The sequence below is a fragment of the Ensifer sp. 22521 genome, from assembly GCF_052044795.1.
GTDB lineage: Bacteria > Pseudomonadota > Alphaproteobacteria > Rhizobiales > Rhizobiaceae > Ensifer.
The window spans coordinates 1-13,377 of the sequence record NZ_JBQENM010000054.1; the positions used below are offsets into that span (position 1 = coordinate 1).

Consider the following 13,377-nt stretch of genomic DNA (forward strand, 5'->3'; position numbering starts at 1 on the left):
GCCAAAAATGCCGCCAACGGCCGCAAGAAAATCGTCGTCTCGGGGCTGTGGACCGAAGTCTGCAACACCACCTTCGCGCTGTCGTGCATGCATGACACCGACTACGAGATCTACATGGTTGCCGACGCCTCCGGCGGCACCTCGGCCGATGCGCACAAATACGCCATGGACCGCATGGTCCAGGCCGGCGTTATCCCGGTGACCTGGCAGCAGGTCCTGCTCGAATGGCAACGCGACTGGGCCCGCAAGGAAACCTACAATGCCGTCACCGCACTGGTGAAGGAGCATTCCGGCGCCTACGGCATGGGCATCGATTACGCCGTCACCATGGTTCACAAGGGTGACGAACGCGTCAGCCACGGCAGGACGATCGGCCCCAACCCGGCAAAGTGAGCATCACTGGATCCCCTGGTTTGTCGCCCAGACGGACCAGGGGACCCGCATCGCCCTGTCAAGACTCGTTTTCATGGGCGCACCGCGGGATCAGAGCTCGCTTCACGCCATGCCAGGTGACACCAGCGTCGACGGTTTCGTTATCGCTACAATCGAGAATGTCGCTAGGGCTCAAACAATAGGGGGTAGCGGCATACGATGCTGAACATACTTCGCGGGAAAAGCAATTCACTGGCACTGGCGTTCATTTCCGGGTTCGCTGACGCACTCTTCTTCATTCACTTGGGCGGCCTTTTCGTCGGGCTGGTTACGGGCAATGTCGTGCTCCTCGGGCTCGGACTGGCCGGTCATGAAAAAGGCGGCCTGCGCGATCTTCAGATCATGACCTTCCCGCTCTTCATGGTGGGCGCGGGCCTGGCCGCCATCCTCGTCGCCTGGATCAAGCCTCTCGAGCGCGCGACATTCTGGACGCTCATCATCGCCGCGGCCGCGTTTGCAACGGCCGCCCTTCTTGCGATCTTCGATGCCGGGCCAGTATCCGCATGCGCCCTTCTCGCCGTCGTCGCGATGGGGATGCTGACGGCGATCGAGCGTCTCGACCCAAGGCTCGGCCCACCGTTTTCGCTCATGACGGGCAACATTGCCGGCCTCGCAGTCGCTGCTGCCCGTCGCGTCATCGGCTACACCGAGAAGCCGGAAGAGTGGGGGCAGTCGCTGACGTCGATCAGCCTCGTGCTCGGCTTTGTGATGGGGTGTGCTGGCGGAGCGTTTGCGCAAGTCACGGTGGGCGTTGCGGGAATGCTCTTCCCGGCTCTCTTGCTGCTCCTGGTCGGCCTTTTCTATTCACCGCAAGACACGAAGAAGCCGGGCTGAACGATGGCCGCCGTCGTTTTGCCGCCGCCAAGCGTGATCTCGAAGGGAGGCCAGCCTTGTCCGCGATAGCCGCTTTCAGCCTGCCCCCGCGCGATCGTAACGAGGTCAACCGCGGCTCGACCTCCCTCGAACTGATGTTCGATCTGGCCACCGTCGTGGCGGTGGCCGCCGCCGCCCATGGACTGGCGCATGACATCGAAACCGGCGAATTCGGGCTCGGCGGCGTCCGGTTTGCGTGCAGCTTTTTCATGGCCTGGCTGGCCTGGGCGAACTACACATGGTTCGCCTCGGGCTATGACAACAAGTCGGCCGCCTTCCGTGTGGTGACGATGGTCATCATGTTCGGATCGCTTACCCTTGCCGGAGGGATCCGGAGCGGCCTCGGCGATGAGCCGCATTGGCTCGTCCTCATCGGTTTCAGCATCATGCGACTGGGCATGATCGCCCTTTGGCTCGGCGCGGCGAACGGGGATCGGCATGCCCGCCCGGCGGCCCTGCGCTACGCGGCCGGGATCGGCGGCATGCAGGTCTACTGGAACACCCTGATCATCACACTTTCCCCTGAAGCGCCGCTTTACTTTCCGCTCTTTGCGCTCGGTGCCGCTGGCGAGCTGGCCGTACCGTTGCTGGCCGAGCGCGGGACCGCCAGCAACTGGCATCATGGTCACATCATCGATCGCTACAACTCGTTCAACATCATCGTCCTTGGTGAATGTTTTGCCGCCATCGCCTTGATTGTCTCGGATCCGGCGACCCCAGAATTAAGGCACTTCTGGTGGGCGGCCCTGTGCTCCATCATCGCGTTTTCGATGTGGGGACTATACTTTGACCGCAACGAACAGCTGCTCAGCCGCAAACTTGGCACCGTTCTGACCTGGGCCTACGGACATTGTGTGCTTTTCGCGGCTGGGGCGGCGACGGCCGCCGGTTTTGCGGTGTTTCTGAGCGTCGCCCGCGACGGGACCGTTTCGCAACAGCTTGCCGCTCTCGCCTTTTGCATACCGATCGCGATGTACCTGACCGCCCTCTGGCTGGTTCGCGACCGGGCGTCCAAACATGGCTCGATGCACTGGCTTCTCTTGATCATGGCAGCGCTCGTGCTCGCAAGCAGCGCGTTCGCCTCCCATGCTCTGGAATTGATCGCAATGTTGCTGGCGATCACCGTAACGATACGTCGCCGACTATATCCGGTAAGCCTGCATGCGGGCGGCGAACACGACTGAAATCGGCGCAAGGAAAGGGTGGAGAAAAAGGATGGGGGATTGGAGGGCGATGTCGTTGTCAGCGACCATTTTTACGCGCATTCACGGATTTCGATCCTCAATCATGCCGCTCCTTTTTGCATCCGGTCTACTGACGGCATGTGTCGCCGGGCCGCGTATCTCGGTTCCGGCAGAACAGGCTTCGGCTGTGCAAATCGAACAGGTGGACCTTGCCCGCTTCTGGGGAGACGAGGTCACGCCCACTCTACGTTCGCTCATAGCGCAACAGTACACGCAGACACACGATGCGGCTCGCTCAGGGCGTCGCCCGTCCACCGCCGTCAATCATGTCGACTTTCTTGCCATTTCGGGCGGAGGCGCCGACGGCGCTTTTGCCGCCGGATACCTGACGGGCTGGAGCGAGAGGGGCAATCGACCGCAATTCGAGGTCGTGACTGGCGTCAGCACAGGCGCTTTGGCGGCTCCGTTTGCCTTCCTTGGGCCGTCCCACGACCGGGAATTGCGCGAAGTTTTCACGCAGTATGGTGACCGCGATATCTATAGAAATCTCGGCCTGTTCGGCGTGATGGGCCGTGGTCTCTACGATAATGGGCCGTTGCGGCAATTGATCGGTCGCTATCTCACCGAAGAAATGGTCGCAGAAATTGCGGCGCAGTACCGCATCGGCCGGCGTTTGCTGGTCCAAACCACCAACATTGATGCCCAGCGTCCTGTTGTCTGGGACCTGTCCGCGATCGCGGCCAGCGCGCGCGCCGATCGTCGAGAGCACATGATCGACATCCTGTTGGCGTCTGCGGCCATACCTGCGGTGTTCCCACCGGTTCGGATCGATGTAAGGCTGGACGGTCAAGCCAGACAGGAATTGCATGTCGACGGCGGGACGGTGGCGCAGCTCTTCTTCGCCCCTCCCAATATAGAGCTCTCCGGATATGAGAGGCGCTACTTTGGTCATGCCCGCTCGCGAACACTCTATCTCATCCGCAACGGGCGATTGACGCCCGAGTACGCAACGGCAGAAGAAACAGCGCTCGGTATCGCCCGCCGTTCTATCGAAACGTTGATCAAGTATCAGGCAATTTCCGATCTGATGCGCCTGCAGATTCAGACGACGGCCGCCCGAGGTCAGCTTTATTACGCATCGATCCCGGATCAGTTCACACGGAGCCCGAAAAGCGAATTTGATCGAAACTACATGCAACAGCTCTTTGCCGCCGGTCACGACGAAGGCCGTCTTGGGCGGTGGCGCAAGCAGCCCCCGCTTACGCCGGTGCAGGCGGCCGAGCAGCGCAATCCTGGCTGACGTTCGTCAACGCCTGCAGCCGGATCACGGGCTGCAGCGCTCATGGCTGCAGCCGCCGATATCTGCTCAGCTGCCGTCGGTTCCAAAGGCGGCGATCGCCGCCAAATTGACGATGTCGGAATCGCGCGCCTTGAGCGGGACGATCTGCCCTCCACCACAGGCTTTGATGCGAGCGCCCCGAGGTTTCCGAGGCCGAGAATGGCCGTACCGTTGGAAATCACGGCCACCATGTTGCCGCGCGTCGTGTAATCGAAGGCGCGGGATGGGTCTTCCGCTATCGCCTTGACGGGCTCGGCCAATGAAAGGTCCCGCTGCGTCGCCATCGGTTTGGTCGGCGTGATCTCGAATTTGCCGGGACGCCCCATCGCATGAAACTCAAGCGCCTCGGCGGCGGTTACCGAGGCTGCGGAGTGGGTTCTTTTCGACGACATCAGTTCGTTCCCTTCGGCAATATGAATACGATCGGCAGCGACTGCCGCTAGCGATGCTTGAAGTTGGTAAACCGCGGCAGCAGTCGCGGTTGCACACCGGCAAGTTCAAGCGCGGGTCAGGCGCTCACGGCGAGCCGCGATGAAACGACGATCTCAGTGCCGGTGGTGGCTCTGACGTCTTCGATCATCACGGCATCGGCAAGTTCAAGAACCTCGAATGCAGCGGCATCGCCGCGCAGCGGCTTGAAGACGCCGAGGTCCGTAATGATGAGACCGACCACGCCCTTGCCCGTCAGGGGCAGCGAACAATGCGGAACCAGCTTTGGTTGAATGGAGCCCGTCTTGTCCTTTGCGACATGCTCCATAACCACCACGACGCGCTTGACGCCGGCCACCAGGTCCATCGCTCCACCCATGCCCTTGACCATCTTGCCCGGGATCATCCAGTTGGCGAGATCGCCATTGGCCGCCACCTCCATGGCGCCGAGGATAGAGATGTCGATATGCCCGTCGCGGATCATGGCGAAGCTGTCGGCAGACGAGAAGAGGCTGGTCGTCGGCAGCGCGGTGATGGTCTGCTTGCCGGCGTTAATCAGGTCGCCGTCCTCATCGCCCTCGAAAGGGGAACAGCCCCATGCCGAGCATTCCGTTCTCGGATTGCAGTTGCACGCTCAGGCCGGGTGCGATGTGATTGGCGACCAGCGTGGGAATGCCGATGCCGAGATTGACGTAGAAACCGTCCTGCAGTTCTTTAGCGGCGCGCGCCGCCATCTGATCGCGATTCCATGCCATCGGTCAGTCCTCCTAAGCCGCAGTCCTCGGTCTGGTCGTGCGTTGTTCGATGCGTTTTTCGGGATTGGCGACGTGCACGACGCGGCCGACATAGATGCCGGGGGTATGGATCCCGTCGGGGTTCAGGTCGCCAGCCGCCACAAGTTGCTCGACCTCAGCGACCGTGAAGTCTGCCGCGGTGGCCATCATCGGGTTGAAGTTGCGGGCCGTGTAGCGATAGATCAGGTCCCTTCACTATCGCCCTGCCAGGCATGTACGATGGCGAGATCACCGCGCAGCCCCTTTTCCATGACTAGGTTTCGCCGCCGAATTTGCGGGTCTCCTTGCCGTCTGTAGTGCCGACCCCGGTGCGCGTGTAGAAGGCCGGGATGCCGGCGCGGATGCGCTCCGCAAGCGTCCCCCGCGGGGTGAACTCAAGTTCGAGTTCGCCCGACAGGTACTGCTGTGCAAAGGTCTTGTGCTCGCCGACATAGGACGAGACCATCTTACGGATCTGGCGCGAGTCGAGGAGGACGCCGAGACCGATCCCGTCGACGCCGGCATTGTTGGAAATCACGGTCAGGCCGGTCACACCGGATTCGCGGATCGCCAGGATCAGGGCTTCCGCGATTCTTGAGGCGACCGGCCAAGGCCTCGGTCGCGCTGCTCATTACCTTCTTCACGGGTGTACTCCCTTGTCGATGCGCGGCGCTGCCGCTAGCCGTTTGAGGCGAGATGGTCGCGATACCGGATCGCGTTGCGGACGTAGCGCCCAGCCGATGCCTTGAGACGCTCGGATTCCTCGGCCGAAAGCGTCTTCACCAGCTTTGCCGGCGAGCCGAGGATCATCGAGCCGGGCGGGAACGACTTGCCTTCCGTGACCATGGCGCCCGCCCCGACGAGCGAGCCTTCCCCGATCTCAGCGCCGTTCATGACGATCGCCCCCATGCCGATGAGCGAGCTGTTTCCGATCGTGCAGCCATGCAGGATGACGCCATGGCCGATGGTGCAGTCCTCGCCGATCACCAGGGGAAACCCCGGATCGGTATGGAGGATCGCGCCGTCCTGCACATTGCTGCGGGCGCCGACGTCGATCAGTTCGTTGTCGCCGCGCAGGACCGCGCCGAACCACACACTGGCGTCCTTTCGGATGCGGATCCTGCCGATGACCTGAGCATCCGGCGCGATCCATCCGAAGTCTTCATCCAGCACCGGCTTGCGGTCTTCGAGATCGTAAAGGGCCATTTCACACTCCCATGGTAACTNCCCCACCGCCGTCAGATCTTCGAGGCGAGTTCCGGGGTCGCAATGACATCCAGGTCGTCGACGGCCTCGGTATCGGCGAGCGGACTGCCGGCGAGCGCCGCCTGGAGACGGGCCTCATCGAGTTCGCCCTCCCACTTCGCCATGACGATCGCCGCAACGCCATTACCGATCATGTTGACGAGGGCGCGTGCCTCGCTCATGAAGCGATCGATGCCGAGGATGAGCGCCATGCCGGCCACCGGGATCGCCGGCACCACCGAAAGCGTGCCGACAAGGGCGATGAACGAAGCGCCGGTGACGCCCGATGCACCCTTGGAGGTGAACATGGCGACCCCGAAGATTGCCAACTGCTGACTGAGAGAAAGGTCCGTATTGGTCGCCTGAGCGACAAACAGGGCTGCGAGCGTCATGTAGATGGACGACCCGTCGGTGTTGAATACGTAACCTGTCGGCACGACCAGACCGACGACGGGTTTGGCCACACCGGCATTCGTCAACTTTTCCATGAGGCTCGGCAGCGCTGAGTCGGACGACGAGGTGCCGAGCACGATTAGGATCTCTTCCTTGATATAGGCCAGGAATTTGAGGATGCTGAACCCGGTCCACCATGCGATCAGACCGAGGACACCAAGCACGAAGATGATGCTGGTGAGATAGAAGGTGCCGATCAGGAAGGCGAGCGGTCCGAGCGACGACACGCCGTATTTGCCGATGGTGAAGGCCATGGCGCCGAACGCGCCGATGGGGGCGAGGCGCATGATCGCGTTGATCGCACCGAACACGAGATGCGAACCGGCCTCGATGACATCACGGATCGGCTTGGCGCGATCGCCGAGATGCGACAGGACATAGCCGAACAGAACCGAGATCAGCACAACGGGCAGGATATCGCCCTGCGCGAAGGCGTCGACCACGGTCTTCGGCACGATGTTCATGAGGAATTCGGTGACGGATTGCTCCGCCGCCTTGCCGGCATAGACATTGACGGCGTCGGTATCGAGGGTGGCGGGGTCCGCGTTGAAGCCGGCGCCCGGCGTGAGCACGTTACCGATCACCATGCCGATGGCGAGCGCCAGAGTCGAGACGACCTCGAAATAGAGAAGGGCCTTGCCGCCGACACGGCCGACCTTCTTCAGGTCGTTCATGCCCGCAATGCCCGAGACCACCGTACAGAAGATGACGAGCGCGATCACCATCTTGATCAATTTGATGAAGGTGTCCCCGAGGGGCTTCATTTCGATGGCCGTTTCGGGCCAGAAGTGACCGAAGACGATCGCGATCGCGATGCTGATCAAAACCTGTATGTAGAGTATCTGATACCAAGGCTTGCGCGGCTTTGGCGTGGCGGAAGCATGCGTCATGAAAGGTCCTCCCTTCGGAACGAGCAGGATTGCCGCGACGGGCAACCCGTCACGTGAACTGGCATCGAAATTTCGAGATAGCGGCCGCTTGCCTTACGGCGGCTGGGTCGTCGGCATCACCAAGAGGATCGTTGCCGGCCGGTCCGTCGCATTATAGAGCTTCCGGCCTTCCGCCGGTGCAATGCGGCAGGAATCCCATGGCTCCAGAACGACCTCCTCGTTGCCGTTCGAAACCGTGACCTTGCCGTCGAGAACGACGTAAAGTTTTTCGACGGGCGAACTGCTAAGGGTCGTGCCGCCGCCTGGCTCCAGCGTCGACACTCCGAGCCAGGCCGTATCGGACGGCCTGGCCTCGAGACCCTGCAGGCGAACCATCCTCATCTTGTCGTGGCCCGGCGCCTGGTAGGGCGGAGCGTCCGTGAACTTGACGAGGTGCACGGCCTCACGCTCCCGGAACGAGCACGATGCGGTCGCGCGAGGACGCCATGACGGCCTGATAGGCCTCGTGAGCGTTTTCGAACGAATAGATCGCGGTTTCTAAGATGGGAAACGGCTTGAGCTTGCCGGCGGCAAAGCCCGGCGCCATTTGTTTGAGGATCGCGCCCGTCTCGACCGAGTTCAGCGAAATCGTGTCGATGCCGACATAGGTGTGCTGCCCCTTGTAGAAGGCAAGCAAGTCAAAGTTGACGAAACGGTCGATCGCCGAGATGAAGATCGCCCGACCCCGCACGGCAAGCGACTTCTGGCCGATCTCGTAGAACGGGTCGCCGACCGTGTTGTAGACGATATCGGCGCCCTTGCCGTCCGTCAGTTCACGAACCCGCGCCGGCACATCCGTCTTGTCGGCGGCAATGACCTCGATCGGCGCATTGGCGTGCCCCTGATAGGCCTCGTCCCGGCGCACGACGCCGATGACGCGCGCGCCTCGCCAGGTTGCGATCTGGGCCGCCGCCTGCCCCACCTTGCCGTTGAGGCCGAGAATGAGCACGGTCTCGCCGGCTGCGGGCAATCCGGCCCGTTGCAGACCCTGCCAGGCCGTGACGAAGGGCACGCCGATGCCTGCGGCCGCCTTGATGTCGATGCCATCGGGAACCTCGACGACGGCGTCGGCCTCGACGATCATGTGGCTCGCCTGCGAACCGTTCTGCCGGATGCCGAGGTCACCGGACGAACCGAAGACACGTTTTCCAATCAGGTCCTGGGGGCCCGCCACCACCTGGCCCGCGAAATCGCGGCCAGGCGTTCGCGGAAACACCGCATAGGGCATCAGGCCCGTTGCCGCCTTGGCATCGGAGGGATTGACGGCCGCCGCATGGATTTCGACGAGCACCTCGCCTGGCCGAAGAGGCCGAAGCGGATGCGTCTCGATGGGGAGCTCGATCGCGTCGTAGCTCGGCGCCTTGGCATGGAGACGCAGGCCCCGCACCGTCGTTGCCGCTTCAATGTTCAAATCTTCGTTGTTCATCATCAAGGCCTCCTGTCACGCAGCTTCGCGCAAGCCGAGAATGCGGCGCGCTTCGGATGGATTGGCGATCTGGGCCCCCAGATCTTCGGCGATGCGGCGCGCTTTCTCGACGAGGGCCGCATTGGAGGGCGCAAGCACGCCGCGTTCGATATAGACGGCGTCCTCGAGCCCGACCCGGACATTGCCACCGGCCAGATAGGACTGGGCGACCATCTGGAAGGCCGAGCGGCCGATGCCGATGGCGGTGAAGGCGGCATCGGCCGGCAGCAGCCCGCGGGCATAGAGTACGGTCTCCGGCGACGGCTGGAAGCCGTACTTCACGCCCATCACGAAGGAAGTCAGGAGCGGGCCGTTGAACGTGCCGTCGGCGATCAGGTCATGAAGCAGGGCGATATCGCCGGAATCGAACAACTCGATCTCTGGCTTGACGCCGGCGTCAGCGATCACCTTCGCCATGCGGCGGATATTGGCCGGCGTGTTGATGACCACCTGTCCGCCCGAATTCATAGTGTTGAGATCGAGCGTGCAGATATCGGGTTTCAGCGCGACGACATGCTCGACGCGGCGCTCCGGCACCATCAGCGTCGTGCCCTCGCCCGCGATCTTCGGATCATGCTCTGACGGTTCGAAGCGGCCGCCCGGCCCCGTTGTCAGGTTGATGATCAGCTCGGAATTCTTCGCACGGATGCGATCGAGCACCTCGCGGTAAAGATCGAGTTCCATCGACGGCCGCCCGGTCTTGGGATCGCGGACATGGATATGGGCGATAGCCGCCCCGGCATCTGCCGTTTCCAGCGCGGAATCGGCAATCTGTTTTGGAGTGATCGGCAAATGCGGCGTCTGCTCCGGCTGGGTAATATTGCCGGTGATCGCGCAGGTGATGAACACTTTCGACAGCGGTGCGCGTGTTATGGTTTCCTCCCGTTTACCTGGCTAGAGCATCCCGCTCTCAAGTGGAATCACTCGAAGCGGAAAGATGCTCTAGAATCAAAGTGCTAGAGCGTCCTTTGTGCGTTTGTCTGAACGCACGGCGCTCTAGAGCGCCCGGCCTCCGTCGACTTGGATGATATGCCCGGTAGAGTAGCGGAGCATGGTGGCGCAGGCGGTGATCGCCGCGGCAATGTCTTCGGCGGTGCCGATGCGCTTCAGCGGCGTCGAGGCCTTGACCTTGTCGTTAAAGTCGGCGCCGCGGCCCGGAACAAATTCGGTATCGACGACGCCCGGCGAGACCGCCAGCACCCGGATTTCCGGCGCAAGCGCCCGCGCCAAAGCCTTGGTCATGACGTCGATGCCGGCCTTCGCCGCACAATAGGCGATGGATGAACCGACAGCGGTGAAGGAGGCGATCGAGGAGATCGACACGACCAGTCCGTCGCCAGATGCCTTCAGCAGCGGCGCAAAGGTACGGACGGTCGCGAACTGGCCGCGCCAGTTGACTTGCAACATGAGGTCGATGAGTTCGTCGGTGAGCCCATCGAGGTCGGCATGCGGGACGGGCTTGGTGAAACCAGCGGCATTGACCAGGATGTCGAGGCGGCCGTGTTTGTGTTCAAGCGTCGTGCGAAGCGCGATGAGCGAAGCGGTGTCGACGACATTCGCCACATAGGCGGCATGAGGCGCGCCGAGTTCCTTGATCAACGCTTCGGCCGCCAGCGCATCACGCTCCGTGTCCATATGCGTGACGACGATCGTCGCTCCTGCCGCTGCGAGCATGCGGCTGGTTGCGGCGCCGATAGCGCCGGCGCCACCGACGACGAGTGCAACCTTGTCTTCGAGCGAACGGGGATAGGTTTCGCGTTTCAGCTGTTCTGTGTTCGACATGAGATACATCCGTTTTTTATGTTGGGGTCAGCGGATCGGCGGAGCCGGAAGCTTGGCTTCGCCGCGTTCCATCACGAATTCATAGGCAAGCCGGTACCAGGCGCCGGTCACATCGGCAGCCGGCGGCGCGCCGGCGCCTTGCGTGAAATCGCCGATCAGGTGGCGGGTGACGCCGAACACCACATCGCTTTCCAGATGCTCGTCGTCATCGACGAATATCTGGGTGATGAGGGTTTTGTAGCCCGGCTTGAAGCAGAGGAAATGCAGGTGCGCCGGGCGGTAGGGATGGCGGAGTTGCGCGCGCAGCAACTCGCCCACCGGCCCGTCGGTCGGCACCGGATAGCCCGCGGGCTTCACCGAGCGGAAAGAAATGCGACCCTGCGCATCGGTCCGGAATTTGCCGCGCAGGTTCATGTTTGACTGGTCCGGGTCCTGGTTCTCGTAAAGGCCGGCCGGAGACGCCTGCCAGACGTCGATCTCGACGCCTTCGATCGGCTTGCCGTCGGGATCGGTGATGCGGCATTCAGCGAAGAGGGCCGGGCCGGGCGTCTGCGAGCGGATGATCGAACCACCGTTTTCGGTCGACGGCGAATGCATCCGCCAGAAGGGCCCGAGCAACGCCGCGGCAGTTTCCGTGGCGCCGTTCTGGCCGTTGTTCAGCAGGCAGACCAGGGTGGAAAAGCCGAGCGCATCGGAGAACAGCACGCCCTCATTGTGAGCGTCGTTGGTCGCCTGCCCTATCCGGTTGAGGAAATCGATCCCCTGCTCGAATTCATCCTCGCTGAGGCGAACTTCGCGGGCGAAGGCATGCAGATGCTTGACGAGCGATTCCATGATTTCCCTGAGGCGGACGTTGGTCGCTCGCGACATCGCGTCGAGCACCACTCCCGTCACCTCCGCCTGATTTTCGATAACGTGGGTGGGCCTAGCCTTCGTCTCTGCTGCGTCCATGGGATCTCTCCAACTATGCAATCGATTGCATGTCTTTTAACGCAATCGATTGCACAATGTCAAGAGCATGAAGGAGTGCTTTTATCGGGGACTCAAACAGAGGTTTGCTTCCCGTGAAGACACGGATTCGCTTGCACGCGGCGCACGCCAAGGCCATCGCGGGGACAGCGCTAGCCACATCGCCGGGGCAAGACGTGGCTCGCCCCAAAGACCACGCGCGAAGTGCGGGTTTGATCTTGCGCAGCGAAGCGGGAAGCGGCCACGCGCCTGATCGCGTGGGCGTGCGTCGACGAACGCGGTCACAGCCGAGCAAATCCAAGTGCTTTCGGCAAAATGCCGCCTTTACATTCAAGCCGCCGGCAAGTCGGAGCACTATCTTTTCCAGCTGTCAGCTATTCCTTGGAGTAAAAGAAATGACGCCCCTTCCGCTTCTGACACCCGACGAGCCATTGCTCCTGATCATCGACCAGCAGGCTGGACTCGCCTTCGGCGTGGGATCCGGCGATCGCCAGTTGCTGGTCGGAAACACAGTGGCCCTCGCCAAAACTGCGCGCGTTTTCAACCTGCCGATCGTCGTGTCGACCTCCGCATCCAAGGTCTATAGCGGCCCCCTGATGCCGATGATCAGGAGCGTCATCCCGGACGTTCCAGTGATCGAGCGGCACAACATGAATGCCTGGGAGGACGACGGCGTCCGTGACGCGGTTGCCAAAACCGGCCGCCGCAAGCTCGTCGTCTCCGGTCTCTTGACCGAAGCATGCGTCTCCTTCCCCGTGCTTTCCGCGCTTGCTGATGGTTATGAGGTCTTCGTCGTAGCCGACACATGCGGCGGCATCACCGCGGAGAGCCACGCCCTTGCGCTGCGAAGGATGGAGAAGGCAGGCGCGACGATGACGTCCTGGCTGCAGCTTCTCCTCGAGCTTCAGCGGGACTGGACGCGCAAGGAGACCTACGATGGTGCCCGGGCGATCGTAGAAGCGCATGCGGGCGGATACGGGATCGGACTTGCCTATGCGCGTGACATGATTCACCCGGTTTGATCAGATGGGACGTTGCGCGGGTGCCTCGCTGGACTTGCCCCGGCATCCAAGGGCCAGGACCAGCGAGCAACCGCGACCCGCCCGCCCTGGCATCCGAGAGATCGATTGCCGGAGTTCGGGGTTCACCAACCCAACCTTTGTTTCATTTTACGCAATTCAATCGAAATCATTATTGCAATTCATCGGCACAACCCGGTCGGCTACACCTGTTTTCACCAAACAAGTTCACCCCAGACCGGCCAAGACCGGGCACCGACGCCCCGCTTGCCAACCAGCTCAAAGAGGAGAAAGTCCATGTCCAGCAAACTCGAAGTCCTGACCCCCCAGAACAGCCAGCTGATCTTCATCGACCAGCAGCCGCAGATGGCCTTCGGTGTTCAGTCGATCGATCGGCAGGTCCTGAAGAACAACGTTGTCGGTCTCGCCAAGGCCGCAAAGGTCTTCAACATTCCAACGACCATCACCACCGTCGAGACCGGGTC

Annotated in this window: 12 protein-coding genes and 4 pseudogenes; 6 read left to right on the forward strand and 10 right to left on the reverse strand. The window is 62.0% G+C overall.

From position 1 onward, the window contains the following. The 4 genes from ACTJKE_RS35895 to ACTJKE_RS35910 all read left to right on the forward strand — a co-directional run. Window positions 1-393: isochorismatase family protein (locus ACTJKE_RS35895; protein ID WP_440691397.1), on the forward strand; the 393-nt coding region annotated here is incomplete at its 5' end. 198 nt (window positions 394-591) lie between these two features. Next, window positions 592-1,266, forward strand: coding sequence for a YoaK family protein (locus ACTJKE_RS35900; protein WP_440639750.1), 675 nt, complete (start codon window positions 592-594; stop codon window positions 1,264-1,266). Window positions 1,267-1,322: 56 nt separating this feature from the next. Continuing rightward, complete coding sequence (locus tag ACTJKE_RS35905) at window positions 1,323-2,489, forward strand: low temperature requirement protein A (protein ID WP_440639748.1); 1,167 nt, start codon at window positions 1,323-1,325, stop codon at window positions 2,487-2,489. A gap of 55 nt (window positions 2,490-2,544) precedes the next feature. Then, window positions 2,545-3,789, forward strand: coding sequence for a patatin-like phospholipase family protein (locus ACTJKE_RS35910; RefSeq protein WP_162764843.1), 1,245 nt, complete (start codon window positions 2,545-2,547; stop codon window positions 3,787-3,789). Window positions 3,790-3,893: 104 nt separating this feature from the next. Here the strand turns inward: ACTJKE_RS35910 and ACTJKE_RS35915 are convergent. From ACTJKE_RS35915 to ACTJKE_RS35960, 10 genes and pseudogenes are all read right to left on the reverse strand, one after another. Continuing rightward, window positions 3,894-4,220: pseudogene (locus ACTJKE_RS35915) on the reverse strand (NADP-dependent malic enzyme); the annotation flags it as partial. 116 nt (window positions 4,221-4,336) lie between these two features. After that, window positions 4,337-5,012, reverse strand: a pseudogene (locus ACTJKE_RS35920) (3-oxoacid CoA-transferase subunit B). A 12-nt stretch (window positions 5,013-5,024) separates the two neighbouring features. Beyond that, window positions 5,025-5,622 (reverse strand): annotated as a pseudogene (locus tag ACTJKE_RS35925) (CoA transferase subunit A). Window positions 5,623-5,708: 86 nt separating this feature from the next. After that, on the reverse strand, window positions 5,709-6,236 hold the full coding sequence (locus ACTJKE_RS35930; RefSeq protein ID WP_440661865.1) for a gamma carbonic anhydrase family protein: 528 nt from the start codon (window positions 6,234-6,236) through the stop codon (window positions 5,709-5,711). A 32-nt stretch (window positions 6,237-6,268) separates the two neighbouring features. Beyond that, window positions 6,269-7,618 carry a dicarboxylate/amino acid:cation symporter gene (locus ACTJKE_RS35935; RefSeq protein WP_440661866.1) on the reverse strand — a complete coding sequence of 450 codons (1,350 nt, stop codon included), beginning with the start codon at window positions 7,616-7,618 and terminating at the stop codon, window positions 6,269-6,271. Window positions 7,619-7,711: 93 nt separating this feature from the next. After that, window positions 7,712-8,056, reverse strand: a complete 345-nt coding sequence (locus ACTJKE_RS35940) for a cupin domain-containing protein (RefSeq protein ID WP_113515339.1) — start codon at window positions 8,054-8,056, stop codon at window positions 7,712-7,714. A gap of 4 nt (window positions 8,057-8,060) precedes the next feature. Beyond that, complete coding sequence (locus ACTJKE_RS35945; protein ID WP_440639741.1) at window positions 8,061-9,083, reverse strand: quinone oxidoreductase family protein; 1,023 nt, start codon at window positions 9,081-9,083, stop codon at window positions 8,061-8,063. Between the two features lie 15 nt (window positions 9,084-9,098). After that, window positions 9,099-9,980, reverse strand: a complete 882-nt coding sequence (locus ACTJKE_RS35950; protein WP_440661868.1) for a 3-keto-5-aminohexanoate cleavage protein — start codon at window positions 9,978-9,980, stop codon at window positions 9,099-9,101. Window positions 9,981-10,118: 138 nt separating this feature from the next. After that, window positions 10,119-10,904 (reverse strand): SDR family NAD(P)-dependent oxidoreductase, encoded by a 786-nt coding sequence (locus ACTJKE_RS35955; RefSeq protein WP_058330153.1) that lies wholly within the window; start codon window positions 10,902-10,904, stop codon window positions 10,119-10,121. 27 nt (window positions 10,905-10,931) lie between these two features. After that, window positions 10,932-11,855 (reverse strand): dioxygenase family protein, encoded by a 924-nt coding sequence (locus ACTJKE_RS35960; protein ID WP_440639739.1) that lies wholly within the window; start codon window positions 11,853-11,855, stop codon window positions 10,932-10,934. Window positions 11,856-12,268: 413 nt separating this feature from the next. Between ACTJKE_RS35960 and ACTJKE_RS35965 the strand changes: the two genes are divergently transcribed. Then, window positions 12,269-12,895 (forward strand): hydrolase, encoded by a 627-nt coding sequence (locus tag ACTJKE_RS35965; protein WP_058330151.1) that lies wholly within the window; start codon window positions 12,269-12,271, stop codon window positions 12,893-12,895. A gap of 294 nt (window positions 12,896-13,189) precedes the next feature. Continuing rightward, window positions 13,190-13,377: pseudogene (locus tag ACTJKE_RS35970) on the forward strand (hydrolase); the annotation flags it as partial.

Excerpts from the sequence above, each read along its gene's own strand:
- ACTJKE_RS35900 (WP_440639750.1), top strand. The coding sequence starts at position 592 with ATGCTGAACATACTTCGCGGGAAAAGCAATTCACTGGCACTGGCGTTC.
- ACTJKE_RS35930 (WP_440661865.1), bottom strand. The coding sequence starts at position 6,236 with ATGGCCCTTTACGATCTCGAAGACCGCAAGCCGGTGCTGGATGAAGAC.
- ACTJKE_RS35935 (WP_440661866.1), bottom strand. The coding sequence starts at position 7,618 with ATGACGCATGCTTCCGCCACGCCAAAGCCGCGCAAGCCTTGGTATCAG.
- ACTJKE_RS35945 (WP_440639741.1), bottom strand. The coding sequence starts at position 9,083 with ATGAACAACGAAGATTTGAACATTGAAGCGGCAACGACGGTGCGGGGC.
- ACTJKE_RS35955 (WP_058330153.1), bottom strand. The coding sequence starts at position 10,904 with ATGTCGAACACAGAACAGCTGAAACGCGAAACCTATCCCCGTTCGCTC.
- ACTJKE_RS35960 (WP_440639739.1), bottom strand. The coding sequence starts at position 11,855 with ATGGACGCAGCAGAGACGAAGGCTAGGCCCACCCACGTTATCGAAAAT.
- ACTJKE_RS35965 (WP_058330151.1), top strand. The coding sequence starts at position 12,269 with ATGACGCCCCTTCCGCTTCTGACACCCGACGAGCCATTGCTCCTGATC.